This window comes from Methyloversatilis discipulorum (assembly GCF_000385375.1).
Lineage (GTDB): Bacteria > Pseudomonadota > Gammaproteobacteria > Burkholderiales > Rhodocyclaceae > Methyloversatilis > Methyloversatilis discipulorum_A.
Genome location: NZ_ARVV01000001.1, coordinates 2,030,701 through 2,055,768, shown reverse-complemented (window position 1 = coordinate 2,055,768; position 25,068 = coordinate 2,030,701). Strand labels below are relative to the sequence as shown.

Sequence of the window (25,068 nt, the reverse complement as noted above, 5' to 3'; positions counted from 1 at the left end):
GGGTCAGAAGCCGAAGCCCATCTGGCCGCCGTCGTCAGCTTTCGTCTTCACCTTGCGCCCTGGGCGCCGCCGCCCTTCCCTGTCCGGATTCCGGCTGCCGTGCTGCACCAGCACGCGTCGCGCCTCGGCCGCCGCCTCCGGCTTCTTCCTGACCGCCCACACGGCGTCGCGCGCGTGGCGCGCGGCGACGATGTGATCGACCACCGGCGCCGGGTAGTCGCGTCCGATCAGGCATCCCGCTTCGCGCTGCTGTGCGACGCTCATCAGCCAGGGCTCGGCCAGCAACGACAGCGGCACGCGCGCCAGTTCGGGCAGCCAGCGGCGCACGAAAATGCCCTTCGGGTCCTGGTCCAGCTGCTGCTTCACCGGGTTGTATATGCGCAGCGTGTTGATGCCGGTCACCCCCGACTGCATCTGCACCTGCGGCCAGTGGATGCCCGGTTCGAAGTCGGTGAACATCCTTGCCAGATGCAGGCCGGGCTCGCGCCAGTGGTTCCACAGCTGGTAGGACGAGAAGGCGACCAGCATCGCGCGCATGCGGAAGTTGATCCAGCCGGTCGCGTTCAGCGCCCGCATGCAGGCGTCGATGAAGGGGTAGCCTGTTTCGCCGCGGCACCATGCACGCTGCCGCTCGATCGAGAAATCGGCTTCGCGCAGACCGTCGTACAGTCGGTTCACCGCGCGCAGTTCGATCTGCGGCTCCGACTCCAGCTTCTGGATGAAGTGGCAGTGCCAGTGCAGCCGGCTCTCGAACGACTTCAGGCCGGCGAGCACCGCCTGCGCGTGCGCGCCCGGCGGCTGCGCAAGCCAGCGGGCGCGTTCGCGCCACACCGCATGCACGACCTCGCGCAGCGACAGCGTGCCGAAGGCGAGATGCGGCGACAGGCGCGAACAGTCGTGCGCGCCGCTGAGCGGGCTCGACATGCCGCGCCGGTAGCGCGTCACGCGGTGCGCGAGGAAGTCGTCCAGTATCTGCCGCGCCTGCGCCCTGCCTGCCGACTGTCGCGCTTCGATGTCGGTCGAGCGCAGGCCCAGTTCGGCCGCAGTCGGCGCGCGCTGCAGGCCAGCGAGCGGCAGGCGCGCCGCCGTGATGCGCGGCGGTGGGGGCAGCGGCGCGGGCGTCATGCGGCGCATCCAGCGATCCGACCAGGTGTCGCGGTCGCTCAGCCGACGCACCACGCCGCCCGTCGGCAGTTCGCGCCAGGCCACGCCGTGCTGCCGGCACCAGGCGGCAACCGCGCGGTCGCGCTCGAAGCTGGCCAGATTGCCGGTCTCCTCGTGGCTCCACAGTCCGTCGATCCGCACCGTCGCATGCAGCCGGTCGAGCAGCGCCGGCATGTCGCCGTGCAGGCGCAGCAGCGGCAGGCCGAGCGCGTGCAGCCGGCGCTCGAAATCGTCCAGCGCCTCGTTCAGGAAACCGACGTGGCGCGCGTCGACGTCCGGCTCGGCAAGCAGTCGCGGCTCGTAGACGTAAAGCGCCAGCACCGGCCCCGCCACCGCCGCGGCACACAGCGGCGCGTGGTCGGCGACGCGCAGGTCGCGCTTGAACCAGACCACCTGCATGCTCAGGCCATTGCCAGCGCAGACAGCAACAGACAGATCGTCACGATGGCACTGAGCAGCGTGCGCAGCTGCATGAACCACGGCTCCAGCGACAGCGCACGCGACAGCCGCGCATCCATCCACCAGCAGGCGGGCACCAGCGCCGCCAGCACCCACAATCCGGTCGGCAGCGGCAGCAGCAAGGCGCACCAGGCGACCAGCGAGGGCATCACCCCCCAGCCGAGGGCGCGCCACTGCGCCGTCGCATCGAGCGCGGCGTCGCGCATCGCCAGCCCCCAGTGCAGCGCGCCGATGAAGCTGACGATGGTGGCGCCGTAGGCGAGCTGTGCGTGCGCAAGCGACGCGCGCTGCGCGTCCAGGGCGTGAATGGCGACGGTCAGTCCGACGAATGGAATCAGGCCGGCCAGCCCGAGCAGCCGGGCGGGATGGCGAGCGGCAACGTTCAGTGTCATGGAATCCTCAGCGATGCCAGGGCTGCGTAGTCGCCGCCTGCGGCGCCACTGTCTGCCAGAAGCGGGTGAAGGACGGCATGGGCTGCGCTGGGTCGTCGAACTGCCGTGCCACCGGCTCGCACAGCACGCCGGCGGCGTGCATCGCCTCGGCATAGCCCGGATTCAGCGTCTGCATCGACGCCAGCCGGACCTCGCCCAGCCGTTCGCGCAGTGCGCGCGCATCGCCGACCACGATGCCGTCACAGGCGGCACGCATGCGCGTGAGTACGAAGTTCCAGCGCTTTTCGCTCCATGGGAAGCGCGCGTGGAATGACGGCTCCAGCCAGCCGATCACCCGGCCCTGCGGCGGCGCGCCCAGCGCCCACGGATGCATGATCCAGCACTCGCGACGGTCGTCGCGCAGGCCCCAGATGTCCGGGTCGGGCACCACGCCCGGCGCCGGTTCGACCACGCCCGATGCGCGCCCGGGTTCCGGACCACAGTCCGGCGACTGCCGTGCGATGCGGTCGAGCACCTCGTAACCGGCGTCGATCACCGTATCCGGACTGGCCAGATCGGGCGCGTAGCGGGCGACGTTCTCCGCATTGAACAGATAAGGCTTTCCGGTCAGCGTGCCGGCCACCCACTGCCAGGACAGCGTGTTCGACGCCAGATCGCCGTCGAGCAGATGGCGGTACATCCAGTCGGCGCCGGCGCGCCAGTGCGTCTTGCGCAGGTGTACGACATAGCTGGCCAGCCACATGCGCGCGTGATTGTGCAGATAGCCGGTGTCGTACAGGGCGCGGACCGCGCCGTCGATAACCGGCACGCCGGTGCGCGCCGCGCGCACGTCGTCCGGCACCGTTGCGGCGTAGCCCGAGGCCGGCGGCGGCCGGCGCGGCTCGAAAATGCCTTCGCCCCAGTGGCGCCACAGGTGGTGGAAGTACTCGCGCCAGGCCAGTTCGAACACGATCTTGTCGTCCGCCGACAGTGCGACGCGCTGCGACAGCCGCTCGATCACCTGCGCTACATCGATGAAGCCGTGCGTCAGATAGGGCGACAGCCGCGTCACCGCGCCGTCGAGGTGATTGCGCGTACGCGCATATACGCCCGGGCGGATGGCGTCGATACGCGCCAGCGCGGCCCGCGGTGTCGGTTCGAAATCGTGGCCGGCCGCGTCGCGCGCGAGTGGGGTGAAGAGGTCGTTCATCGGCAGCATCCTTTCGTGCCACAGACCACTGCCACGCTGGAAAAATCCCGCGCGGGTTCGCACGGTCGCTTCCCACTCCGCTGCAAATGCTTTGCAGGAATCCGCTGCAAAGCAGCGCAGTTTTAATTGGTTCGCTTCGCACGGCCCGCTGCCTAGAGTGCGCTCCATCGCATGTTTCCCAACACGGAGCCACACAAAATGAAAACGACCCTGCGCACCCTCGCCGCCAGCCTGCTGCTCGGCACCACGCTTGTCGCCAATTCCTTCGCCGCCGACATCACGCTGCTGAACGTGTCCTACGACCCGACGCGAGAGCTCTATCAGGACTTCAACAGCGCCTTCGCCAAGCACTGGAAGGCCAAGACCGGCGACAACGTCACCATCAAGCAGTCGCACGGCGGCTCCGGCAAGCAGGCGCGCTCGGTCATCGACGGCCTCGAAGCCGACGTGGTGACGCTGGCGCTGGCCTACGACGTCGATGCACTGCATCAGAACGGCAAGCTCATCCCCGCCGACTGGCAGAAGCGACTGCAGCACAACGCCTCACCCTACACCTCGACCATCGTGTTCCTGGTGCGCAAGGGCAACCCCAAGGGCCTGAAGGACTGGAGCGACCTGGTCAAGCCGGGCGTCGAAGTGATCACGCCGAATCCGAAGACCTCGGGCGGTGCCCGCTGGAACTACCTGGCCGCCTGGGCCTACGCGCTGAAGCAGCCGGGCGGCTCGGACGCCACCGCCAAGGACTTCGTCAAGAAACTGTTCGCCAACGTGAAGGTGCTCGATTCCGGTGCGCGCGGCTCGACCACCACCTTCGTCGAGCGCGGCATCGGCGACGTGCTGATCGCCTGGGAAAACGAAGCCTATCTGGCAGTAAAGGAACTGGGTCCGGACAAGTTCGAAATCGTCACGCCTTCGCTGTCCATCCTGGCCGAACCGCCGGTCAGCGTGGTCGACAAGGTGGTGGACAAGCGCGGAACCCGCGCCGTGGCGACCGCCTATCTTGAATACCTGTACAGCCCGGAAGGCCAGGAAATCGCTGCACAGAACTACTACCGCCCTATCGACCCCAAGGTCGCCGCGAAGTACGCCAAGACCTTCGCACCGGTAAAGCTGTTCACCATCGACGACGAATTCGGCGGCTGGACCAAGGCGCAGAAGACCCACTTCGCCGACGGCGGCGTGTTCGACCAGATCAGCGTGCGCTGAGCACCGCCAGGAACCTCAATGTCCATCCTGTTCATTCAGGGCAGCCCGGTCGAGCCTTCGCGCTCGGCCGCGTTGTCGGGATTCGTCGCGGCGGAGATCCAGCGCCGCGGCATCGACAACAGTCGCCTGAAGCTCACTGACCTGCCGGCCCAGGCGTTGCTTAACGCGAAATTCGGCGACCCGCAGATCCGCATCGCCAGTGATCGCGTAGCCGGCGCCACCGCCATCGTCATTGCGACGCCCGTCTATAAGGCGGCCTACAGCGGACTGCTCAAGAGCTTCCTCGACCTGCTGCCGCAGAACGGACTCGAAGGCAAGGTGGTGCTGCCGCTGGCAACCGCCGGTAGTCCGCACCACGCGCTGGCGCTCGATTACGCGCTGCGCCCGGTGCTGCAGTCGATGTCGCCTTCGCTTGTGCTGCCCGGTGTGCATGCTACCGACGCCACGGTGGGCAAATCGGACAAGGGCGACTACCTGCTGTCGCCCGAAATCATCGACCGGCTCGCCCAGGCGACCGACCGGCTTGTTTATGAGTATCGAGCACTGCTGGCTCGCCGCCCGGAACCCGCGGCCGATCCGGTGCCCTTCGATCAGGTCCGCTGCAGCGTCTGAGCCGGCGCACCGCCCGCCCAGTCCCCGCCCAGTCCCCGCCTGAACCACGCAAAGGAATCCATCGATGCCCTCCTCCCTGTCGTTCATTTCGCGCCGCAAGGCGCTCGCCTGGCTGACCGGCGGCGTGCTCGCCGCATCGGCCGCCCTCGTCGCCCCGCACGCCGGGGCAGCGCAGCCACTGCGCATCGGCTACCAGAAATCGGCCAGCCTGCTCACGCTGCTCAAGGCCCAGGGATCGCTCGAAAAACGCCTGGCGCCGCTCGGTGTCGAGGTGAAATGGGTCGAGTTCCCGGCCGGTCCGCAACTGCTCGAAGGCCTCAATGTCGGCGCGGTCGACGTCGGTGCGGTCGGCGAGGCACCGCCCATCTTCGCCCAGGCGGCCGGCGCCAACTTCATCTACGCGGGCTACGACCCGGCCTCGCCGGAGGCCGAAGCCATCGTCGTGCCGAAGGATTCGACGATCCGCTCAGTGGCCGAACTGAAGGGCAAGCGCGTCGCGCTGAACAAGGGCTCGAACGTGCATTACCTGCTGGTGAAGCTGCTGGAAAAGCACGGCCTGAAATACACCGACATCCAGGTGGTGTTCCTGCCGCCGGCCGATGCCCGCGCCGCATTCGAGCGTGGCGCAGTCGATGCGTGGGCGATCTGGGACCCCTTCCTCGCCGCCACCGAGAAGCAGATCGGCGCCCGCGTGCTGGCCGATGGCAGTGGCGTCGTGAACAACTTCTTCTACTACCTCGCCGCCCGCGACTATGCGAAAGCCAATGGCAAGGTGCTTGACGCACTGTTCGACGAGATCAACAGCAACGCGGTCTGGCTGAAGGCCAACATCAAGGAGGCCGCCGCCCGCATCGCGCCGGAACAGGGGCTGGCGCCCGAGGTGGTCGAACTGGCATTGCGCCGCTACCAGTTCAATGCGAAGCCGGTGACCGACGCCATCCTCGCCGAACAGCAGAAACTCGCCGACACCTTCTTCGAACTGAAGCTGATTCCGAAACGCATCGAGGTCCGCCAGGCCTCGGTACTTGCCACCCGCTGAAGGTCCGCATCATGAATGTGTTCTGGTTCATCCCCACCCACGGCGACAGCCGCTATCTGGGCACCGCCGAGGGCGGACGCCAGGTCAGCCTCGACTACATGAAGCAGGTGGCGATCGCTGCCGACACGCTGGGTTACGACGGCGTGCTGCTGCCGACCGGCCGCTCCTGCGAGGACGCATGGGTCACCGCATCGGCGCTGATCGGCTTCACCCAGCGCCTGAAATTCCTGGTGGCGCTGCGCCCGGGCCTGACGGCGCCGTCGGCCGCCGCGCGCATGGCCGCCACCTTCGACCGCCTGTCCGGCGGCCGCCTGCTGATCAATGTGGTGACCGGCGGCGATCCGACCGAGCTGGACGGCGACGGCATCTTCAACACGCACGACGAGCGCTACGAGATCACCGACGAGTTCCTGCGCATCTGGCGCGGCATCCTGGCGAGCGCACACACAGGCGAGGCCATCGACTTCGACGGCAAGCACCTGTCGGTCAAGGGCGGCAAGCAGCTCTACCCCACCGTTCAGCGGCCGCATCCGCCGCTATGGTTCGGTGGCTCCTCACCCGCCGCGCACGAACTGGCGGCCGAACAGGTCGATGTCTACCTGACCTGGGGGGAACCGCCGGCCGCCGTGGCCGAGAAGATCGCCGACATGCGCCGCCGCGCCGCCGCCCACGGCCGCACGCTGCGCTTCGGCATCCGCCTGCACGTGATCGCCCGTGAAACGACGGAGCGGGCGTGGCAGGCGGCGGAAGACCTGATCCGTCATCTCGATGACGCCACCATCGCCGCTGCGCAGAAGAAGTTCGCGCAGATGGATTCCGAAGGTCAACGCCGCATGGCCGCACTGCACGGTGGTCGTCGCGACAAGCTGGAAGTCAGCCCTAACCTGTGGGCGGGGGTCGGCCTGGTGCGCGGTGGCGCCGGCACGGCGCTGGTCGGCGACGGCCCGACCATTGCCGAACGGATGAAGGAATACGCCGAGCTCGGCATCGAAACCTTCATCCTGTCCGGTTACCCGCATCTCGAAGAGGCTTACAACTTCGCCGAGCAGGTGTTTCCCCACCTGCCGCGCGTACAGAAGGAGGGGCTGCCGGGCTTCAGCCTGTCCGGGCCCTTCGGCGAGATCGTCGCCAACCATTACGTACCCGCTGCATCCGCGAGTTGACACCCTGCGTCGCAGCACCCTGAAGGCCATCGCCCCCTAACGGGCGATGGCCTTTTTCTTTGCTCCGGTGCCGATCCGCTTATCACTCGAACGGCAAAGCTCCGCAGCGCGCCTGCGCAAATGCAGCGCAGATTTAATTGGTTTGAGTGCGCATCCCCCACCTCTAGGATGACCTTCAGACGCGCGACACAGCGCGACCATCCTCCGGACCGCACAAAAGGAAAACCATGAGCACCACGCATTCCCGCAACCGCCGCCTGCTGGTCACCAGTCTGCTCGCCGCCACGCTGCCGCTGACCGGCTTCGCCGCCGGCGACGCGCCGAAGGAAATCCGCCTCGACTACGCCTACTACTCGCCGACCAGCCTGGTATTGAAGCGCTTCGGCTGGCTGGAAGAGGCCGTAAAGCCGGCCGGCATCGAGGTGAAATGGACGCTGAGCCAGGGCAGCAATCGCGCACTGGAATTCCTCAACAGCGGCGCCATCGACTTCGGCAGCACCGCCGGCCTGGCCGCCGTGCTGAGCCGCGCCAACGGCAATCCGATCCGTTCGGTCTATGTGTATTCGCGACCGGAGTGGACCGCACTCGCAGTACCGAAGGATTCGACCATCAGATCGGTGGCCGAGCTGAAGGGCAAGCGCGTCGCCGCCACGAAGGGCACCGACCCCTATCTGTTCCTGCTGCGCTCGCTGCAGGAGGCCGGTCTGTCGCGCAACGACGTCGAGATCGTCCACCTGCAGCATCCGGACGGCCGCGTCGCGCTTGAACAGAAGCGCGTCGACGCCTGGGCCGGCCTCGATCCGCACCTCGCTGCGAGCGAACTGGAGGCTGGTTCGAAGCTCATCTACCGCAATGTGAACTTCAACACCTACGGCTTCCTGAACGTGTCGGAGAAATTCCTGAAGGCACACCCGCAGCAGGTGAAGACGGTGATCGCTGCCTACGAGCGCGCCCGCCGCTGGGTCATCGCCAATCCGGACGACGCCGCGAAGCTGCTGGCCGAGGAAGCAAAGCTGAACCTGGCCGTGGCCCAGGCGCAACTGAAGCGCACCGATTTTTCGAACCCGCGCATCGGCCGCGAACACCACGACGCGCTGCGCGCCGCAGCACCCATCCTGGTCGAGGAGGAACTGGTGCGCAAAGGCACCGACGTCGCCAAGGTGGTGACCGAACTGATCGACCCGACCCATGCCGCCGCCGTGGTCGCGGCCAAGGACTGATGCCATGAACACCGCTGCCCGCACCTCCTCCCTTCAGGCGACGGTGTCGTCCGCGCGGCCGGCCGTCCCCGCCGGTCGCGCCGGGCGTCCCCACCCGGCCCTGGGCTGGGTCCTGCCCGCACTCGCGCTGCTCGCCTTCGAGGTGCTGGTGCGCAGCGGCGTGCTGGCCGCCCACCTGTTCCCTGCGCCGAGCGAGATCGTGCGCACGCTGTTCGACCTGGGCAGCGGCCTCGCATCGCATATCGGCGTCAGCATTGCCCGCGTCGCCGGTGGTTTCGCGATCGGCGCCTCGCTGGCGGTGGTTGCCGCCGTCGTGGTCGGGCTGGACCGTCGCGCCGAAGCGCTGCTCGATCCGACCTTCCAGGCACTGCGCGCCGTGCCCAGTCTGGCCTGGGTGCCGCTGCTGCTGCTGTGGCTGGGCATAGACGAAACGCCCAAGATCACGCTGATCGCGATCGGCGCCTTCTTTCCGGTCTATCTGAATCTGCTGTCGGGCCTGCGCAATGTCGACCGCAAGCTGGTGGAACTGGGCGAGGTATATGGCCTGAGCCGCTCCGCGCTGGTGCGTCGCATCCTGCTGCCGGCTTCGCTGCCCAGCCTCTACACCGGCCTGCGCGTCGGCCTGAGCCTGGCCTGGATGTTCCTGGTCGCCGCCGAACTGATCGCCGCCACCCGCGGCCTGGGTTACCTGCTGACGGACGGCCGTGAAACCTCACGACCGGACATCGTGCTCGCCGCCATCCTGCTGCTGGCCGTACTCGGCAAGCTGTCGGACAGCGTCCTCAAATCACTCGAGAGGCGCGCGCTGGCCTGGCGCGACGCGCTAGAGAGCCGGCTGGCCTGAGGAGCGCACGATGACTGCATTGCTCGATGTGCATGTGCGTGCCAAACGCTTCGGCGACCGGCTCGTGCTGGACAACTTCTCGCTCGAACTGGAGGCCGGCGAAATCGTCAGCCTGGTCGGCGCCAGCGGCTGCGGCAAGAGCACGCTGCTGCGCATCGTCGCCGGCCTGGACCGCGAACACGATGGACAGGTGCGGCTCGACGGTCAGGCGCAGCACGGCATCCACCGCGACATCGGTTTCATCTTCCAGGAGCCGCGACTGCTGCCCTGGCTCACCGTCGCGCAGAACGTCGGTTTCGACGCCGACGCCCGGCGCGCCAGTGACCCGCACGTGTTCACGCTGCTGGAGGAAGTAGGCCTTGCACAGGTGGCCGACGCGCTGCCGAAGGCGCTGTCCGGCGGCATGGCGCAGCGGGTGGCGATCGCCCGCGGTCTGTTCAACCGGCCGCGCCTGCTGTTGCTCGACGAGCCCTTCAGCGCGGTCGATGCCTTCACGCGGATGAAGCTGCAGGAGCTGCTGCTGGCCATCGCCCGCGAGCACGGAACCACGCTGCTGCTGGTGACGCACGACGTCGACGAGGCAGCCTGGCTGTCCGACCGTGTCGTGGTGATGGGCAACGGCCGCGCGCTGGACGAAGTGACGATCACGGAACAACGACCGCGCCACCGCCGCTCACCGGCGCTGGCCGATGCCCGCAACACGATTCTCGAAATTCTCGAAGGCGCTCACGTCGTCTGACGTGCGCCACACCCCACACACAGAAAGAGGACTTCGCCATGAGCACACGTTTCACTCTTCGCCGTAACGCCTTGAAGGCATTCATCGCCCTGCTACCGGCGCTTGCACTCGGCAGTGCCGCCGCACAGGACAAGCCGACTACCGTACGCATCGGCTACCAGAAGTCATCGACACTGATCACCGTGCTGAAGACCCGCAGCACGCTGGAACAGAAGCTTGCGCCGCTGGGCGTGAAGGTGAGCTGGCACGAGTTCGCCAGCGGTCTTCCGCTGCTCGAAGCGCTGAACGTCGGCAGCGTCGACGTGTCGGCCGACGTCGCTGACACCGTGCCGGTGTTTGCACTGGCCGCCGGTGCCAACCTGACCTATGTCGCGCAGGAGGCGCCCTCGCCCACCGCGCAGGCCATCGTGGTCAAGGCCGATTCGCCGATCAAGAGCGTGGCCGACCTGAAGGGCAAGCGCGTCGCCTTCGCCAAGGCCGCCGGCGTGCACTACCTGCTGATCGCCGCGCTGGAGAAGAACGGACTGAGCTTCAAGGACATCCAGCCCGCCTATCTCGCGCCGGCCGACGGCCGCGCCGCCTTCGAACGCGACAGTGTCGACGCCTGGGTGGTGTGGGACCCCTTCCTGTCCGCGGTGCAGCGCCAGGCCAAGGTGCGCGTGCTGGCCGACGGCACGAATCTGGCGCAGTACCAGCGCTACTACCTCGCCTCCACGCCCTTCGCGCAGGCGCGGCCGGACGTGATCAAGGTGATTCACGACGCGCTCACCGAAACCGGCAAGTGGGTCAAGCAGAGCCCAAAGGACGCTGCCGCCCTGCTGGCGCCGGTGTGGGGTCTGGATGAAGCCACGGTCGAACAGGCCAACGGCCGTCGCAGCTACGACGTGCGTCTGGTGCAGCCGGAGCGGCTGCAGGAGCAGCAGGCCATCGCCGACACCTTCACCCGCGAGGGCCTGCTGCCGCGCAAGGTGAATGCCACTGCGGTGCCGGTCTGGAAACCGTCTCTGTAAGGCGACCGCAATGAATGCTCCGGACACCACACGCCAGCTCGAACGCCGCGAGGCCGCGCACCTGTTCGACCGCGACTTCGGCCACCATACCGACGCGGTCGAGCGCACCGCACGCGGGCTCGAAGCCACCGCCGCCGAGCGAGACCGCGCCGGCGGTACCGCGTGGGCCGAACGCCAGCTGCTGCGCGACAGCGGCCTGCTCACGCTCGCGGTACCGGCGGAATTCGGCGGCGCCGAACTGCCCTGGCCGCAGATCTACGCCATCATCCGCCGCTTTGCCGAAGCCGACAGTTCGCTCGCCCACCTGTTCGGCTTCCAGCACCTGCAAGTGGCCAGCGTGCGGCTGTTCGCCAACCCGGCGCAGCAGGCGCGTCTGCTCGGCGACACGGTGGCGAAAGGCTGGTTCTGGGGCAATGCCACCAACGGTCTGGACACCCGCATCCGGCTCACGCCGGAGGGCGACCACTTCGTGCTCAACGGCGTGAAGTCCTTCTGCTCCGGTGCCACCGGCGCCGACATGCTGAACGTGACCGCACCGCGCGGCGATGACCCGGCCGACCGGGTGTTCATCAGTCTGCCGTCCGACCGCGCCGGCATCACGGTGCACGACGACTGGGACAACCTCGGCCAGCGCCAAACCGACAGCGGCACCGTCACCTTCGAGAACGTGCGCGTCGAGACGGACGAGATACTCGGCCCGCCGGGCACCCGCGGCACGCCGCGGGCGACGCTGCGCACGCTGGTGTCGCAGCTCATCCTGACCGAGATCTATCTCGGCAACACGCAGGGTGCGCTGCGCGCCGCGTGGAACTACGTGCAGCACGAAGCGCGCCCCTGGTTCTCCAGCGGCGTGGCCCGCGCCGCCGACGACCCCTACGGCCAAGTGCGCTTCGCTGAACTGTGGATCGCCTATCGCGGCGCGCTGGCGCTGGCCGTCCAGGCGGAGCAGGCGCTGCAGCAGGCATGGGAACGTGGCGACGCACTGACCGCGCGCGAACGCGGCGAGGTCGCGCTGCTGATCTGGCAGGCCAAGATCGCCGCCGGCCGCGCCGCACTCGACGTGACGTCGCGCATCTTCGAGCTGATGGGCGCACGCGCCACCGCCGCCCGCTACGGCCACGACCGTTACTGGCGCAACGTACGCGTGCACACGCTGCACGACAACCTCGACTACAAGCTGCAGGACATCGGCCGCTGGGTGCTGGACGACCGCGTGCCCGAGCCCTCCATCTATTCCTGAAGACATGACATGAGTATCCGGAAAACTACCTCGCTGTCGCATCTGCGGCAGAAACTGCTGCCGTGGAGCCTGCCGCTCGCGCTGGTCGTACTGTGGCAGATCGCTGCGCAGACTGGCTGGCTGTCCAGCCGCGTGCTGCCGGCGCCGCTCGACGTGCTGAAGGCGTTCTGGACGCTGGCGGCCAGCGGCGAACTGTGGCGCCATGTACTGGTGAGCGCGCAGCGCGCGCTGAGCGGCTTCGCCATCGGTGGCGGCCTCGGCCTGCTGCTCGGTCTGGCCACCGGTTCGTGGAAACGGGTCGAAACCCTGCTCGACACCACGGTGCAGATGATCCGCAACATTCCGCCGCTGGCACTGATCCCGCTGGTCATCCTGTGGTTCGGCATCGACGAGACGGCCAAGCTCTTCCTGGTGTCACTGGGCGTGTTCTTCCCGGTCTACATCAACACCTTCCACGGCATCCGTTCGGTCGACGCCGGTCTGATCGAGATGGGCCGTTCCTACGGGCTGCGCGGCTGGGCGCTCTACCGCGACATCATCCTGCCGGGCGCGCTGCCGTCCATCCTGGTCGGCGTGCGTTTTTCGCTCGGATTCATGTGGGTCATCCTGATCGTGGCGGAAACCATTTCGGCGCAGGAAGGCATCGGCTACATGACGATGAATGCGCGCGAGTTCCTGATGACCGACGTGGTGCTGGTCGGCATCCTGCTGTACGCGCTGCTCGGCAAGCTCGCCGACCTGCTGGCCCGCTCGCTGGAACGCGTATGGCTGTCCTGGCACCCGAACTACCAAACGCGCTGAGGAGGCCGACCATGTACTTCTCACCGGAAGAGAACAGCGAAGTGAGCGCCGCCGAACGCGTGATCAACGGCGCGGCCGTCACGCTGCGCGGCATCGGCAAGGCCTTCGGCGACCGCCAGGTGCTGCACGACATAGACCTCGATATCCGTCCGGGCGAATTCGTCGCCATCGTCGGCCGCAGCGGCTGCGGCAAGAGCACGCTGCTGCGCCTGCTGGCCGGCCTCGACCAGGCCAGCGAAGGCGAACTGTCGATAGACGGTGGCGCCGACGACGTGCGCATCATGTTCCAGGAAGCGCGTCTGCTGCCGTGGAAGCGCGTGCTCGACAACGTGTCACTGGGCCTCACGCCAGCCTTCCGCCGCCGTGCTCGCGAAGTGCTGGCGCGTGTCGGCCTGGCCGACCGCGAACGCGACTGGCCGTCCCAGCTGTCCGGCGGCCAGCGCCAGCGTATCGCGCTGTCCCGCGCACTGGTGCATTCGCCGCGCCTGCTGCTGCTCGATGAACCGCTGGGCGCGCTCGACGCGCTCACTCGCATCGAAATGCAGCAACTGATCGAGTCGCTGTGGCTGGAACAAGGCTTCACCGCCATCCTGGTCACGCACGACGTGCAGGAGGCGGTGGCGCTGGCCGACCGCGTGCTGCTGATCGAGGACGGCGCCATCGCGCTCGACCTTGACGTCCGTCTCGCCCGCCCGCGCGAGCGCGCCAGCAACGGCTTCTCTGCCTACGAGGCGCGCATCCTGTCGCGCGTGCTCAGTGCGCCGCCCATTGAATCCTCCGCGGCGTCGACCGACGCCTGGACACCGGGCATCGCCCATATTTCGTTCGCAATCTGAAAGGAAGCACCATGGCCATCACCGCAATCAATGTACGCAATCAGTTCAAGGGCAAAGTGAAGGAGATCGTCCGCGGCGACGTGGTCAGCGAAGTCGATGTCGACACGCCGGCCGGCATCGTCACCTCGGTCATCACCACCCGTTCGGTCGACGAGCTGGGCCTGAAGCCGGGCGTCGAAGTGGTCGCGCTGGTGAAATCCACCGAAGTGTCGATCGCCCGCATCGGCAGCTGATCGCGAGCAGCGCATCGCCATGACGTCCACCGTCCTCATTATTCCCGGGCTTCAGGGCATGCCACCGGGACACTGGCTGTCATGGCTCGAAGGCGAACTTCCGGAGGCGCGCCGCGTACCGCACGACGAGTGGAGTTCGCCGGTGCTGGCACACCGAACGGGGCGCGTGAAGCAGGCAATCGCCCGCTCGGCCGGCCCGGTCTGGCTCATCGCGCATGGCTTCGGTTGCCTTGCCGCCATCATGGCCGCCTCCGACCGGACCGATCGCGTCGCCGGCGCGCTGCTGGTGACGCCCGTCGACCCCGAACGCTACGGTGCCGACGGTCCGCTGATCGAGGGTGAAGAGACGATACCCCGCAAGCCGTCGATCTCGGGACTGCTGCCGCAGACGACATTGGGCTTCACCTCGTTGGTGATCGCCAGCGCCGACGATCCGGACATGCGTCTGGTCACCGCCAGCCAGTGGGCCGACAGGTGGGGCAGCCGACTGCTGCTGACCAGCGCACTGGGCAATATCGACCCGACCGTTCATCAGGGCGCCTGGCCGCAATGCCTGCGCCTGTTCCGACTGATGCATCATGCACAACGTGACCTTCCGCTGGGCAGCTTCGCGGAAGGAAACGAACCGGCCCCGCGCCGGCACGGCTGGTTGGCAAAGCTTCGACGCCAGTCGCGGGCGACGCTCTGATGCCGCTGCACGCCGAAGTATCCGGACTAGCATTGATGCTCGCAGTCCCCCGACGACCGCGACAGACTCCCGACGCCAGCAGACCCTGCACTTCTTGAATGAAAGGACCACATCATGACTCTCAGACTGGGCGACATCGCCCCCGACTTCGAACAGGACTCCAGCGCGGGCCGCATTCGTTTTCATGAATGGCTCGGCAACAGCTGGGGTGTGCTGTTCTCGCATCCGGCGGACTTCACGCCCGTATGCACCACCGAACTGGGCCTCACCGCCAAGCTCAAGAGCGAATTCGACAAGCGCGGCGTCAAGGCCATCGCACTGTCGGTCGACCCGGTGGAATCGCACACGCGCTGGATCGCCGACATCAACGACACGCAGAACACCACGGTGAACTTCCCCATCATCGCCGACGGCGACCGCAAGGTGAGCGAGCTGTACGACATGATCCATCCGAACGCGAATGCCACGCTGACCGTGCGCTCGCTGTTCATCATCGATCCGAACAAGAAGGTGCGCCTCATCATCACCTACCCGGCGAGCACCGGTCGCAACTTCGACGAGGTGCTGCGCGTGATCGATTCGCTGCAGCTTACCGACAAGCACTCAGTCGCTACGCCGGGCAACTGGAAGCACGGCGACGACGTGGTCATCGTGCCCTCGCTGCAGGACCCGGACGAGATCGCGCGCCGCTTCCCCGCCGGGTACAAGGCCGTACGGCCTTATCTGCGCCTGACGCCGCAGCCGAAGTAGACAAACGGCCACGCCGGCATCGAAACGCCCGGCTCCGGCCGGGCTTTTTTTTCGTCCACCGTCGGGCTGCACATAGGCTTCATCCGGCAAAGCTGTGCAGAAGAAGCTGCGCAGAACAATTCAGTTCCCCCGGCTGCGGGCAGTCCGTAAGGTCGAGCCATCGCAATCCGGAGTACATCAGATGGCCATCCTTGTCGTCGGCGGTGACCACCCCAACCAGTTCGCTGACTCGGCACGCGAGGCCGGCATAGACCGCCTGCATCACTGGAGCGGCCGACGCGCCGCCGACCACCATCAACCGCTGCCGCGCGACCTGCGCGGCATCGTGCTGCTGATCGATCACGTCAATCACGGCATGGCCGCGCGCGTGCGCAGGCTTGCCAGCCAGCACGGACTGCCGGTCGTCTACAGCGCGCGCAGCCGCTCGCAGATACGCAACGCACTGTCGCAGCTGGCGGCCTGAGCCCGGTCGGGAACTGCATCACGGCCGCGGCCTGCGCCGCGGTTCCGAGTCACGGAAACGCAAGGCGGCGGACGCTATAGTCGCCGGGTACGCCGGAGCATCCATCTGCTTCGGCCCTCCTGGTGAAAGGTTTCCGCGTGCGCACGCTCGTCATCATCGGTGCCGGCTTCAGCGGCACGGCCTGCGCCTGTCAGTTCCTCGCCCGCTGCGGCGATGGCTGGCAGGTCAGCCTGATCAACGCCTCCGGTCCGGTCGCCCGCGGTCTGGCCTACGGCACCCGTTCTCCGCTGCACCTGCTCAACGTGCCGGCCGGCCGCCTCGGCATGGACCCGGCGCAGGAAGGCGATTTCGTCCGCTACCTCGACGAGACGGGGCATCGCTACCGCGCCAGCGCCTTCGTGCCGCGCATGCTGTACGGCGAGTATCTGGAACAGCGCCTGCGCCAGGCGGCCGACGCACATCCGGGCCGCCTCGACATCCGAACGGCGCGGGTCAATGCCATCGAGCGGCGCCTTGCCGGCGGCTTCCGTCTTCACCTGTCCGGCGACGCGACGCTGGATGCCGATGCCGTCATCCTCGCAATGGGGCACCTGAGTCCGGTCGCGCCACTGCCCGGTCTGGATGCGCTGGGCGCCGCCTACATCAACGACCCATGGTCGGGCGCCGTCGAGCACATCGGCACCGACGAGCGCGTGCTGATACTCGGCAGCGGCCTGACCATGCTCGATGTGGTGGTCGACCTCGCGCGGCGCGGCCATCGCGGTCCGATCACCGCGCTGTCGCGCCGCGGCCTGCTGCCGCGCTCGCACCGCGCGCAGGACGCACCTCCGGCCACCATCCCGCTCGACCGCGAAGCGCTGCTGCAGGCGCGCAGTGCGCGTGCGCTCACTCGCCTGGTGCGCGCCGCGGTCGCCCAGGCCGAGCGTGCCTGCGTCGACTGGCGCGACGTGATCGGCTCGCTGCGTGCCCTGACGCCGGCGCTGTGGCAGAGCCTGGACGAGCGCGAGAAGCTGCGCTTCGTGCGCCACGTACGGCCGCACTGGGAGGTGCTGCGCCACCGCACCGCTCCCGAGCCCTTCAACGCGATGAACGCGCTGCTGCAGGACGGTCGCCTCACCGTCGGCGCCGGACGGCTGCGCGCGGCCGCAGCTGATGAGGGCGCAGTGACCGTACGCTGGGATGACGCCCGCCGCGGTCCGCAGGCACAGCAGTTCGACCGTGTCGTCAACTGCACCGGCCCGGGTCACCGCATCGACGCCCAGCGCGCACCGTTGCTGCACCGTCTGCTGGAAAGCGGTCTGATGACGCAGGACCCGCTCAAGCTCGGCCTGATGGTCGACGCCAGCTGCCGGGCCATCGACGCGCGCGGCCGCAGCGTGGACGGGCTGTACTACGTCGGACCGCTGCTGCGAGCCCAGTTCTGGGAAGCCACCGCGATCCCCGAGTTGCGCAAGCACGCCGCGGTGGCAGTGGACAGCCTGCTCGCCGCTGGCGGTTGAGCGTCAGCCGCGATCGATCAGTCGACTTCGCGGCGGCGCACGCGGCCGAGGGCTGCCACCATTCCCAGTCCCGCCGCCATCAGCGTCCAGACATCAGGTTCCGGCACCGGGCCGACGACCGCGCGTCCGCCGCTGCCATAGAGCGCGGCACCGGCCTCCGGTGTCCAGGTGGAATGGAAGGAATTGAATGAATCGAAGAACTGACCGTCGGGCGTGCCGTAGACGTAGGCGGACATGAACAGATCCTCCCTCAGGTCCACGCCCTGGGTGGCGGTCGTGAAACTGAGGTCATAGGCGAAGTTGTACACGCCGTCCTGATCGTCGTCCTCCCACACCAGGTTGAACAAGGGATTGAACACCGGCTGGCCGGACGGCCCGGCAATCATCAGCGGTTCCAGCGTCGACTGCCCGGTCACCAGATTTTCGGTGGAGAACGCGCCATAGGGTGCCAGCGGCCCCTCACCCTGTTGCACCGCGAAGTGGAAACTGTGGAAGGCGCCTGCCGACCACAGTGCGTAGGACACGCTGAAATTGGCGCTGCCCGCGGTGAACTGCCCGTCCTGGTGCAGATTCACGGTGAACGACGCCGCGGAGGGCACGGCCATTCCGCACGCATCGGCATCGCAGACGAAACCCTGATCGCGATAGAACAGTTCTGAGTAGACGTGGCCATTGACCGGCGACCGGGCACTGACCTCGATCTTCGCCGCGAGCTGGCCATTCTCGAAACCGATCTGCGAACGCGCGTGGCTGTCGGCGTCGAGCCAGGCCGAGCTGGCGCCGCTCCACAAGGCGGTATCGCCGTTCCACGGCTGGCCATCGGACAGCAGGCCGCCACCGGGCAGGCTCACATAGCTCCAGCTGCGGAAGGTGTCGTTCGGGACCGCCTGAGCAGCGCCGCTCAGACAGGCGGTACCCAGCAGCGCAGCGAGGCTGGCACGGATGCGGAACGGGACAGGGTGTTTGGACGTCATGACAGGCTCCATCGACAGTGGACCGGATCACGGCCTCGCATGCGGCCGTGACGGGCGGTGCATCAGCGCACCACCTGTCGTCTTTCTATGCCTGCCGTGCCCGGTGCGATCTGACCTCGATCAAGGAAGCCGGCGGGCCCGCCGCTCGCCGGTCTGCAGCCGCCACAGCGAGGCGTAGATGCCGTCGAGCGCAAGCAGCTGGTCGTGCGTACCGGATTCGGCGATGCGTCCGCCGTCGATCACGTGGATGGTGTCGGCGTGGCGCACCGTGGACAGCCGGTGCGCCACGATGAGCGTCGTGCGGCCGACCACCAGACGCTCCAGCGAGCGCTGGATGGCTGCCTCGGTTTCGTTGTCCACCGCCGAAGTCGCCTCGTCGAGAACCAGTATCGGCGGGTCCTTCAGGATCGCGCGCGCCAGCGCCAGCCGCTGCCGCTGGCCGCCCGACAGACGCAGGCCGCGTTCGCCGACCGGCGTGTCGTAACCCTGCGGAAGTGCAACGATGAAGTCGTGCGCCTCGGCCGATTTCGCCGCCTCGATCACCGCCTCGCGTGTGGCGTCCGGCATGCCGTAGGCGATGTTCTGTGCGACCGAGGCGTCGGCGAGGAAGGTGTCCTGCGCGACATAGCCGATGGCGCGGCGCAGGTCCTGCAGGTTCAGTTCACCGATCGGCATGCCGTCGAGCAGCACCCTGCCCTGCTGCGGCTCGTAGAAGCGCAGCAGCAGCTTGATCAGCGTGCTCTTGCCGCCACCGGTGCTGCCGACGAAGGCCGCGCTGCGGCCGGCGTCGATGCGCAGGGCGACGCGATCCAGCGCGGGCCGGGTCGTTCCGTCGTAGGCAAAGGACACCTCGTCAAAAACCAGTTCGCCGCGCACCTCGGCGCGCGGCAGCGCCCGCCCTTCGTAGGCGATGTTCACCGGCGTCTGCAGCAGGTTCATCACCCGCTCGATCGACGACATCGAGCGCTGATACAGATCGGTCAGGTCGGCCAGCCGCGTCAGCGGCCAGAGCAGGCGCTGGGTCAGATACACCAGCACCGAATAGCTGCCGACGCCGATGTCGCCGTTCAGCGCCATGAAGCCGCCGTACAGCAGGGTCACCGTGAAGCCCGCGAGGATGGCCATGCGGATGACCGGCGTGATCGCCGCCGACAGCCGGATCGCCTCGCCGTTGCGCACGCGGTAATCGTCCGACCCCTGTTCGATGTGGCCGGCCTCGTACTCCTCGGCGGCGTAGGCCTTCACCGTGGCGATGCCCTGGATGTTATTGTTCAGCCGAGCCGCCAGCGCGCCGGCCGCCTCGCGCACCGCGCCGTAGCGCGGCGCCAGCCGGCGCTGGAACCAGAAGGCGCCGTAAAGGATGAGCGGCACCGGCACCAGCGCGAGGAAGGCCAGCTCGTGCGTCAGTACGAAGAACACGCCGCCCACCATCAGCGAACCGACGAACACCTGGATCAGGTCGTTGGCGCCGCCATTCAGGAAGCGCTCCATCTGGTTGATGTCCTCGTTCAGCACCGCCAGCAGATTGCCGCTGCGGTTGCGCTCGAAATAGGCCATGTCCAGCTTCTGCACGTGGCGGTAGGCCTCCATGCGCAGGTCGTGCTGCAGGTTCTGCGCAAGGTCGCGCCAGCGCACGTCGTACAGGTACTGGAACAGCGATTCGCCGACCCACACGACGACCGTGATCAGCGCCAGCAGCACCAGTTGGTCCTTCGGATCGACGATGCCAACGCGCGCGAGGAAGCTGGCTTTCTGGTTCACGACCACGTCGACCGCGACGCCGATCAGCACCTCCGGCAGCACATCGAAGAACTTGTTGAGGACGGAATACAGCGAGGCGATGCGCACGTCGCGGCGGTAGTTGCGCGCGTGCGAGAACAGGCGGGAAAGCGGATGCATGGCGGGCTCGGGGAAGATTTCGGGCGGGCCGCTCATCGATGCCGGCGGCGTGCCGCAATCATGACAGACGGCCGCCCCTCCGGGCGGCCGCAGGTGTACGGCACAGCACCGCGTGTGCTCAGCGGTGCAGCCAGCGGGCGTGCGCGCTGCGCGCCAGGTGATCGAGCGCGTAACCGAGCGCACCGACCAGCACGATGACGGCCATCAGCTCCGAGTAGGCGAGGCGGTCGCGTGTGTCGAGGATGAAATAGCCGAGCCCGGCCGACACGCCCAGCATTTCGGCCGGCACCAGCACGATCCAGATGATGCCGATCGCCAGTCGCACGCCGGTCAGGATGTGCGCGGTGATGCCGGGCAGCACCACGCGCAGCACCGTCTCGCGCCGGGTGGCCGACAGGCTGCGTGCCAGCAGCAGCCAGTTCGGATCGAGCTGCGCGACGCCGGACGCGGTATTGAGCAGGATGGGCCACACCGCGGCGAAGGCGAGCAGGAAGTACACCGGCGCGTCGCCCACGCCCAGCACCATCACCGCGAGCGGCATCCAGGACAGCGGCGACACCATGCGCAGGAACTGGAACAGCGGTGTCGTGCCCTGGGCGAAACGGCGCGACAGCCCGGTCAGCACACCCAGCGGCACACCGATGGCAATGGCCAGCAGCAGGCCGACCGCGACCCGCCTCAGGCTCACCAGCACGTGCGGCCACAGCTCGCCGCTGCCGAGCAGCTGCCATAGCGCGTCGGCCGACGGCGCCGGCGCGAAATCGGCCGCGATCGGCATGCCATGCGCCAGCCAAGCCGAGCCGGCCAGCCACAGCAGCAGCGCGCCCAGCAGGCCGGCCAGCGGGAGGATGAAACGCGCGCCCATCACACCCGCACGACTTCCTTGCGCCGCAGGTCGGCAGGCAGGCCGAACACCGACGGCCCACCGACCAGGTCGATGGCCCGGCGCACGAAGCGGTCATCGACCAGGTCGCGCGCGACGAAGGCCGGATCGAGCGCATCGAGGAACTTCGTGTCGCCCTCGACCCGGGTCTGCTTCACCGCGCGCACCAGCTCTTCGGTGTAGGACGGGAAGGGATAGGGCTGGAAGTCGATGCGGCGCTGGTACCAGCCCTTGTTCTTCACCACGCCCGAAGCTTCGTAGCTGGCGTAGTCGGTCGCCGCCAGCACCTTGGAAAGAACCGGCAGCGCGTGCGGTGTGTACTTGCCCTCGCCTGCCGCCGACAGCAGCTTAGCGGTATCCAGCTGGTTGCTGCGCGTCCACAGCTGGGCACGCACGATGGCGTTGGTGACGCGCTGCGCCCACTCCGGCCGCTCGCTGGTGTCGCGCTCGGACAGGAAGGTGACGCAGCACGCGTGGTTCTGCCACACGTCACCCGAGAAGCGCAGCACCTTGCCCACGCCCTTGGTTTCGGCCAACGCGTTGAAGGGGTCGGCCACGATGTAGCCGGCAATGGACTTGCCGGCCAGTGCCGACACCATTTCGGCAGGCGGCAGCACGATGAGGTTCACTTCGTTCGCGGCCAGCTGCGCCTCCTTGGCCTTGGTCACCGCCGTCAGACCGTTCGCGCGCAGCACCTGCTGCAGCAGGATGTTGTGGATCGAGTACCAGAAGGGCACGGCCACCGTGCGGCCGCCCAGGTCGGCGACGGTCGAGATCGACGGATCGACGGTCAGCGCTGAGCCGTTCACATGGTTCCAGGCGACGATCTTCGCCGGGAATTTCGAGCCGTAGCGCACCCACAGCGCGGCGGGCGTCAGCAGGTGGATCACGTTCACCTGCCCGGCAACGAAGGCCTCGACGATCTGCGCCCAGCTGCGGAACAGCCGCGGCGACTCGGTCTTCAGGCCTTCCGCCTCGAACAGCTTGCGCGCGTGCGCCACCAGCAGCGGTGTCGCATCGGTAATCGGCAGGTAGCCGATCTTCACCGGCTGGTCGTCGCCCTTGAAGGCCTGCGCACGCGCGTCACCCGCACGCAGCAGCGGCGCCGCCACGCCGGCCAACGTCAGTGCGCCCAGCTTCAGCATGTCGCGGCGCGTCAGCCCGCAACCGCAATCGGACGAAGCGCAGATATGCAGCTTCCCATCCTTGTTCATGTCATGTCCTCTTCTGATGGTCTTGGTTTCAATGCGCGCGCAGCACCTGCAGCGCGTTCAGGATGTCCAGCCGCAAGGCGGTCACGGCCGCAGGCTGCGCCTCACGCGGGCGCTCGATATCCACTGTCCATTCGCGGACGATGCGGCCAGGCGTGCCGCCCATCAGCAGGATGCGGTCGGCCACCAGGATGGCTTCGTCGATGTCGTGCGTAACCAGCAGCGCCGCGGTGTGCCAGCGATGCACCAGCTCCACCAGCAGCGCCTGCATTTCGGCACGCGTGATGGCGTCGAGTGCGGAGAACGGTTCGTCGGCAAACAGCAGCTGCGGCTCGCGCGCCAGCGCGCGGGCAAGGGCCACGCGCTGCGCCATGCCGCCGGACAGCTGTGCCGGATAGCGATGTCCGTGTCCCGCCAGCCCCACCGCGGACAGCGCATGCTCGACGCGCGCGGCGCGCTCGCTGCGCGCCAGTCGAGGTTGATGCTCGAAGTCGAGACCGAAACCGACATTGCCCGCCGCATCAAGCCAGGGCAGCAGCCCCGGCTGCTGGAAAACGAGTGCGGCGCGCGGATGCGGCGCCCGCAGCGGCTCGCCGAGGAAGTGAATGTCACCCGAGGCGGGCGCCTCCAGCCGTGCCAGCACGCGCAGCAAAGAAGACTTGCCGCACCCGCTGCCACCCAGCAGGCAGACGATCTCGCGCGGCCGGACCTCGAGCGACACGCCGCTGAACACCGGCCCGCCACCGTCATGGGCGTAGGCCAGATCACGTGCCAGCAGCGTGGACACAGGCGCGGCGAGCGCCGCCGGTTCCGGGCGCAGCAGCGCCCTGGGCACCGCTGCGTTCACGCCGCCCTCGCCTGCGCCTGTGCGCGCTTCCGCAATTCGCCCTGCAGTTGGGTGACGCTGGGCGTGATGACCGGCACGAAGGCCGATTCCTGCAGGCGGCGCGCGAAACCGAACTGCGGATCGACCAGGTAGGCGCGACCGCCGCTCGCCTGCAGTTCGAGCTGCACCGCGCGCTGCACCGTATCGGCCAGCGCGATGCGCAGCCGGAACAGCGCCGCCGCGTCGCTGACGAAGCGCTGTGCGGCCAGTCCATCGAGCAGCGCCACCACCTGCTTGGCCAGCGCGTCGCCAACCGCGTCGAGTTCGTCCTGCAGCGTGGCGCGGGCGCTGTTGCAGCGCGCCTGCGCGGCGGCCAGTGCGGCGCGCGCCAGGCCGATGGACAGGCCGCACTGCAGGCCGAGAAAGCCGGGGCGCACGCGCGGCAACCAGTCACGCGCGTCCGGCGCGATCACGTCGGACGCGTCGATCAGCGCACCGTCTATGTTCAGCGCCGCGGTATTGCTGCCGCGCATCGCGATCAGGTCGAGATCGGCCGTACGCGATACGCCGGCGTGGCGACCGTCGAGCGCAACGATGAAGGGCGGCTCGCCTTCGCGCGACGACACCGCCGCCGCGAACACGAAGCCCGACTTGCGCAGATTGGTCACCCAGGGCAGCTTGCCGTCCAGACGCCAGCCCTCGCCGGTGCGGCTGGACTCGATCTGCAGCGATTCAATGCCGCAAAGGAATTTCATCGCGTTAGACAGGCCAGTCGCGCCGGCGTGCTTGCCGGCCAGCAAGGCCGGCAGCCGGCGTTCGCGCAGCGCCGCGTTCGGGCTGGCGAGCAGATATTCGATGAAGGCGCGATGACCCCAGAACACGAAGGCAGCCGTCAGCGAATGCTCGGCCACCGCGGCGATGGCCTCGACCGCGTCGCCGGTGCTGCCTCCGGTTCCGCCCATCGACTGCGGCACGCCGATGGCGAACAGTCCGGCGGTGGCCAGCGCCGGCAGCAGCGCCTCGTCGTCGGAGCTGCCGTCGTTCAGTGCCGGCGCCTGTTGCTGCAGCCAGTCGCGCAGGCCGTCCGGCAGCCGTTCGTGAGTGTTCGTGTTCATGCCGTCAGCACACCGGCACGGAAGGGTTCGAGCTGCGGATTGACCGGGCTCTGCGCCAGATTGTTGGCGAAGTTGCACAGCGTCGCCAGGCTGATGCCGAGGATGACTTCGAGCGCCTGCGCGGGCAGGAAACCGGCACCGGTGAACTCCGCCAGCGCGCTGTCACTGACGGCGCCGCGAGTGGCGATGACCTCTCGCGCAAACGCCGCCAGCGCATCGAGCCGTCCATCGCCGACCGGACGCCCGTGCTGCAACGCGACCACCGCCGCCTTGTCGAAGCCGGCCTTCTTCAGCGCAATGGCGCTGTGGCCGGCCACGCAGAAGTCGCAGCCGTGAGTGCTGGCGGCCGTGATCTGCACCACCTCGCGTTCGGCCAGCGAAAGGCTGGCACGCCCGTTGATCTCGCCGACCGTCAGATAGGTTTCGAGCGCGACCGGCGCGTTCGACAGCGCGGCGATCAGATTGGGCAGGAAGCCGTTGTTGGCGATCACGCGCTCGACGAGAGCACGGCTTCCTTCGGGTGCGGTATCGGCGGTGTGCAGGGTGAGGCGGGTCATGTTGATTCTGCGGAACGCAGGCTGTTGCGATCCGCAGAATCTAAGTGTCACACCGC

Annotated in this window: 26 protein-coding genes; 16 read left to right on the top strand and 10 right to left on the bottom strand. The window is 67.9% G+C overall.

Annotation, left to right across the window (positions count from 1 at the left end; all coding sequences use genetic code 11):
- Nucleotides 1-3: 3 nt before the first annotated feature.
- Genes METRZ18153_RS0109710 through METRZ18153_RS0109700 form a run of 3 tightly spaced genes read right to left on the bottom strand, consistent with a single transcriptional unit; the run spans nt 4 to nt 3,204 of the window.
- A complete protein-coding gene (locus METRZ18153_RS0109710) occupies nt 4-1,563 on the bottom strand; it encodes a cryptochrome/deoxyribodipyrimidine photo-lyase family protein (RefSeq protein WP_020164558.1) in 1,560 nt (519 codons plus the stop codon).
- 2 nt (nt 1,564-1,565) lie between these two features.
- Nucleotides 1,566-2,015, bottom strand: coding sequence for a DUF3429 domain-containing protein (locus METRZ18153_RS0109705; RefSeq protein WP_020164557.1), 450 nt, complete (start codon nt 2,013-2,015; stop codon nt 1,566-1,568).
- Between the two features lie 7 nt (nt 2,016-2,022).
- Nucleotides 2,023-3,204 (bottom strand): FAD-binding domain-containing protein, encoded by a 1,182-nt coding sequence (locus METRZ18153_RS0109700; RefSeq protein ID WP_020164556.1) that lies wholly within the window; start codon nt 3,202-3,204, stop codon nt 2,023-2,025.
- Nucleotides 3,205-3,402: 198 nt separating this feature from the next.
- Here METRZ18153_RS0109700 and METRZ18153_RS0109695 point away from each other — a divergent pair, with 198 nt between their 5' ends.
- From METRZ18153_RS0109695 to METRZ18153_RS0109620, 16 genes are all read left to right on the top strand, one after another.
- Nucleotides 3,403-4,410: a sulfate ABC transporter substrate-binding protein gene (locus METRZ18153_RS0109695; RefSeq protein WP_020164555.1), complete on the top strand. Its 1,008-nt coding sequence runs from the start codon at nt 3,403-3,405 to the stop codon at nt 4,408-4,410.
- Nucleotides 4,411-4,428: 18 nt separating this feature from the next.
- Complete coding sequence (gene ssuE, locus METRZ18153_RS0109690; protein WP_020164554.1) at nt 4,429-5,022, top strand: NADPH-dependent FMN reductase; 594 nt, start codon at nt 4,429-4,431, stop codon at nt 5,020-5,022.
- Nucleotides 5,023-5,086: 64 nt separating this feature from the next.
- Complete coding sequence (locus METRZ18153_RS0109685; protein ID WP_020164553.1) at nt 5,087-6,061, top strand: sulfonate ABC transporter substrate-binding protein; 975 nt, start codon at nt 5,087-5,089, stop codon at nt 6,059-6,061.
- 11 nt (nt 6,062-6,072) lie between these two features.
- Nucleotides 6,073-7,224, top strand: a complete 1,152-nt coding sequence (ssuD, locus tag METRZ18153_RS0109680) for an FMNH2-dependent alkanesulfonate monooxygenase (RefSeq protein WP_020164552.1) — start codon at nt 6,073-6,075, stop codon at nt 7,222-7,224.
- Nucleotides 7,225-7,451: 227 nt separating this feature from the next.
- Entirely contained in the window at nt 7,452-8,444 is a 993-nt protein-coding gene (locus tag METRZ18153_RS0109675) for an aliphatic sulfonate ABC transporter substrate-binding protein (RefSeq protein WP_020164551.1), read from the top strand.
- A gap of 4 nt (nt 8,445-8,448) precedes the next feature.
- Nucleotides 8,449-9,288, top strand: coding sequence for an ABC transporter permease (locus tag METRZ18153_RS0109670; RefSeq protein ID WP_020164550.1), 840 nt, complete (start codon nt 8,449-8,451; stop codon nt 9,286-9,288).
- A gap of 10 nt (nt 9,289-9,298) precedes the next feature.
- Complete coding sequence (locus METRZ18153_RS0109665) at nt 9,299-10,027, top strand: ABC transporter ATP-binding protein (protein ID WP_020164549.1); 729 nt, start codon at nt 9,299-9,301, stop codon at nt 10,025-10,027.
- Between the two features lie 38 nt (nt 10,028-10,065).
- Nucleotides 10,066-11,037, top strand: a complete 972-nt coding sequence (locus METRZ18153_RS0109660; RefSeq protein ID WP_029143676.1) for an aliphatic sulfonate ABC transporter substrate-binding protein — start codon at nt 10,066-10,068, stop codon at nt 11,035-11,037.
- 10 nt (nt 11,038-11,047) lie between these two features.
- Entirely contained in the window at nt 11,048-12,277 is a 1,230-nt protein-coding gene (locus METRZ18153_RS0109655; protein WP_020164547.1) for an acyl-CoA dehydrogenase family protein, read from the top strand.
- A 9-nt stretch (nt 12,278-12,286) separates the two neighbouring features.
- Nucleotides 12,287-13,078 (top strand): aliphatic sulfonate ABC transporter permease SsuC, encoded by a 792-nt coding sequence (gene ssuC / locus METRZ18153_RS0109650; protein ID WP_020164546.1) that lies wholly within the window; start codon nt 12,287-12,289, stop codon nt 13,076-13,078.
- An 11-nt stretch (nt 13,079-13,089) separates the two neighbouring features.
- Nucleotides 13,090-13,914: an ATP-binding cassette domain-containing protein gene (locus tag METRZ18153_RS0109645; RefSeq protein WP_020164545.1), complete on the top strand. Its 825-nt coding sequence runs from the start codon at nt 13,090-13,092 to the stop codon at nt 13,912-13,914.
- An 11-nt stretch (nt 13,915-13,925) separates the two neighbouring features.
- On the top strand, nt 13,926-14,147 hold the full coding sequence (locus METRZ18153_RS0109640; RefSeq protein WP_019918379.1) for a TOBE domain-containing protein: 222 nt from the start codon (nt 13,926-13,928) through the stop codon (nt 14,145-14,147).
- Between the two features lie 19 nt (nt 14,148-14,166).
- Nucleotides 14,167-14,835 (top strand): RBBP9/YdeN family alpha/beta hydrolase, encoded by a 669-nt coding sequence (locus tag METRZ18153_RS0109635; protein ID WP_029143675.1) that lies wholly within the window; start codon nt 14,167-14,169, stop codon nt 14,833-14,835.
- Nucleotides 14,836-14,949: 114 nt separating this feature from the next.
- Nucleotides 14,950-15,585 carry a peroxiredoxin gene (locus tag METRZ18153_RS0109630; protein ID WP_020164543.1) on the top strand — a complete coding sequence of 212 codons (636 nt, stop codon included), beginning with the start codon at nt 14,950-14,952 and terminating at the stop codon, nt 15,583-15,585.
- Between the two features lie 181 nt (nt 15,586-15,766).
- Nucleotides 15,767-16,048, top strand: coding sequence for a DUF2325 domain-containing protein (locus tag METRZ18153_RS0109625; protein ID WP_020164542.1), 282 nt, complete (start codon nt 15,767-15,769; stop codon nt 16,046-16,048).
- A gap of 137 nt (nt 16,049-16,185) precedes the next feature.
- Entirely contained in the window at nt 16,186-17,547 is a 1,362-nt protein-coding gene (locus METRZ18153_RS0109620) for an FAD/NAD(P)-binding protein (RefSeq protein WP_029143674.1), read from the top strand.
- Between the two features lie 17 nt (nt 17,548-17,564).
- Here METRZ18153_RS0109620 and METRZ18153_RS0109615 read toward each other — a convergent pair whose 3' ends face one another.
- The 7 genes from METRZ18153_RS0109615 to METRZ18153_RS0109585 all read right to left on the bottom strand — a co-directional run bounded on the left by METRZ18153_RS0109615 (nt 17,565) and on the right by METRZ18153_RS0109585 (nt 25,012).
- Complete coding sequence (locus METRZ18153_RS0109615) at nt 17,565-18,521, bottom strand: PEP-CTERM sorting domain-containing protein (protein WP_020164540.1); 957 nt, start codon at nt 18,519-18,521, stop codon at nt 17,565-17,567.
- A gap of 120 nt (nt 18,522-18,641) precedes the next feature.
- Nucleotides 18,642-20,420, bottom strand: a complete 1,779-nt coding sequence (locus METRZ18153_RS0109610; protein WP_029143673.1) for an ABC transporter ATP-binding protein — start codon at nt 20,418-20,420, stop codon at nt 18,642-18,644.
- Nucleotides 20,421-20,538: 118 nt separating this feature from the next.
- Complete coding sequence (locus tag METRZ18153_RS0109605) at nt 20,539-21,285, bottom strand: ABC transporter permease (protein ID WP_020164538.1); 747 nt, start codon at nt 21,283-21,285, stop codon at nt 20,539-20,541.
- Entirely contained in the window at nt 21,285-22,517 is a 1,233-nt protein-coding gene (locus tag METRZ18153_RS0109600; RefSeq protein ID WP_020164537.1) for an ABC transporter substrate-binding protein, read from the bottom strand. Before METRZ18153_RS0109600 ends, METRZ18153_RS0109605 begins: the two co-directional genes overlap by 1 nt.
- 28 nt (nt 22,518-22,545) lie before the next feature.
- Nucleotides 22,546-23,361 carry an ABC transporter ATP-binding protein gene (locus tag METRZ18153_RS0109595; RefSeq protein ID WP_020164536.1) on the bottom strand — a complete coding sequence of 272 codons (816 nt, stop codon included), beginning with the start codon at nt 23,359-23,361 and terminating at the stop codon, nt 22,546-22,548.
- Nucleotides 23,358-24,455 carry an acyl-CoA dehydrogenase family protein gene (locus tag METRZ18153_RS0109590; protein ID WP_020164535.1) on the bottom strand — a complete coding sequence of 366 codons (1,098 nt, stop codon included), beginning with the start codon at nt 24,453-24,455 and terminating at the stop codon, nt 23,358-23,360. Before METRZ18153_RS0109590 ends, METRZ18153_RS0109595 begins: the two co-directional genes overlap by 4 nt.
- On the bottom strand, nt 24,452-25,012 hold the full coding sequence (locus tag METRZ18153_RS0109585) for a carboxymuconolactone decarboxylase family protein (RefSeq protein WP_020164534.1): 561 nt from the start codon (nt 25,010-25,012) through the stop codon (nt 24,452-24,454). Before METRZ18153_RS0109585 ends, METRZ18153_RS0109590 begins: the two co-directional genes overlap by 4 nt.
- Nucleotides 25,013-25,068: the final 56 nt, after the last annotated feature.

Bases quoted from the DNA above. Each gene is read 5' to 3' on its own strand.
- METRZ18153_RS0109585 (WP_020164534.1), bottom strand. From the start codon at position 25,012: ATGACCCGCCTCACCCTGCACACCGCCGATACCGCACCCGAAGGAAGC.
- METRZ18153_RS0109700 (WP_020164556.1), bottom strand. From the start codon at position 3,204: ATGAACGACCTCTTCACCCCACTCGCGCGCGACGCGGCCGGCCACGAT.
- METRZ18153_RS0109590 (WP_020164535.1), bottom strand. From the start codon at position 24,455: ATGAACACGAACACTCACGAACGGCTGCCGGACGGCCTGCGCGACTGG.
- METRZ18153_RS0109625 (WP_020164542.1), top strand. From the start codon at position 15,767: ATGGCCATCCTTGTCGTCGGCGGTGACCACCCCAACCAGTTCGCTGAC.
- METRZ18153_RS0109640 (WP_019918379.1), top strand. From the start codon at position 13,926: ATGGCCATCACCGCAATCAATGTACGCAATCAGTTCAAGGGCAAAGTG.
- METRZ18153_RS0109655 (WP_020164547.1), top strand. From the start codon at position 11,048: ATGAATGCTCCGGACACCACACGCCAGCTCGAACGCCGCGAGGCCGCG.
- ssuC (WP_020164546.1), top strand. From the start codon at position 12,287: ATGAGTATCCGGAAAACTACCTCGCTGTCGCATCTGCGGCAGAAACTG.
- METRZ18153_RS0109610 (WP_029143673.1), bottom strand. From the start codon at position 20,420: ATGCATCCGCTTTCCCGCCTGTTCTCGCACGCGCGCAACTACCGCCGC.
- METRZ18153_RS0109705 (WP_020164557.1), bottom strand. From the start codon at position 2,015: ATGACACTGAACGTTGCCGCTCGCCATCCCGCCCGGCTGCTCGGGCTG.
- METRZ18153_RS0109665 (WP_020164549.1), top strand. From the start codon at position 9,299: ATGACTGCATTGCTCGATGTGCATGTGCGTGCCAAACGCTTCGGCGAC.
- ssuD (WP_020164552.1), top strand. From the start codon at position 6,073: ATGAATGTGTTCTGGTTCATCCCCACCCACGGCGACAGCCGCTATCTG.
- METRZ18153_RS0109645 (WP_020164545.1), top strand. From the start codon at position 13,090: ATGTACTTCTCACCGGAAGAGAACAGCGAAGTGAGCGCCGCCGAACGC.
- METRZ18153_RS0109615 (WP_020164540.1), bottom strand. From the start codon at position 18,521: ATGACGTCCAAACACCCTGTCCCGTTCCGCATCCGTGCCAGCCTCGCT.
- METRZ18153_RS0109695 (WP_020164555.1), top strand. From the start codon at position 3,403: ATGAAAACGACCCTGCGCACCCTCGCCGCCAGCCTGCTGCTCGGCACC.
- METRZ18153_RS0109630 (WP_020164543.1), top strand. From the start codon at position 14,950: ATGACTCTCAGACTGGGCGACATCGCCCCCGACTTCGAACAGGACTCC.
- METRZ18153_RS0109605 (WP_020164538.1), bottom strand. From the start codon at position 21,285: ATGGGCGCGCGTTTCATCCTCCCGCTGGCCGGCCTGCTGGGCGCGCTG.
- ssuE (WP_020164554.1), top strand. From the start codon at position 4,429: ATGTCCATCCTGTTCATTCAGGGCAGCCCGGTCGAGCCTTCGCGCTCG.
- METRZ18153_RS0109685 (WP_020164553.1), top strand. From the start codon at position 5,087: ATGCCCTCCTCCCTGTCGTTCATTTCGCGCCGCAAGGCGCTCGCCTGG.
- METRZ18153_RS0109670 (WP_020164550.1), top strand. From the start codon at position 8,449: ATGAACACCGCTGCCCGCACCTCCTCCCTTCAGGCGACGGTGTCGTCC.
- METRZ18153_RS0109660 (WP_029143676.1), top strand. From the start codon at position 10,066: ATGAGCACACGTTTCACTCTTCGCCGTAACGCCTTGAAGGCATTCATC.
- METRZ18153_RS0109675 (WP_020164551.1), top strand. From the start codon at position 7,452: ATGAGCACCACGCATTCCCGCAACCGCCGCCTGCTGGTCACCAGTCTG.
- METRZ18153_RS0109635 (WP_029143675.1), top strand. From the start codon at position 14,167: ATGACGTCCACCGTCCTCATTATTCCCGGGCTTCAGGGCATGCCACCG.
- METRZ18153_RS0109600 (WP_020164537.1), bottom strand. From the start codon at position 22,517: ATGAACAAGGATGGGAAGCTGCATATCTGCGCTTCGTCCGATTGCGGT.
- METRZ18153_RS0109710 (WP_020164558.1), bottom strand. From the start codon at position 1,563: ATGCAGGTGGTCTGGTTCAAGCGCGACCTGCGCGTCGCCGACCACGCG.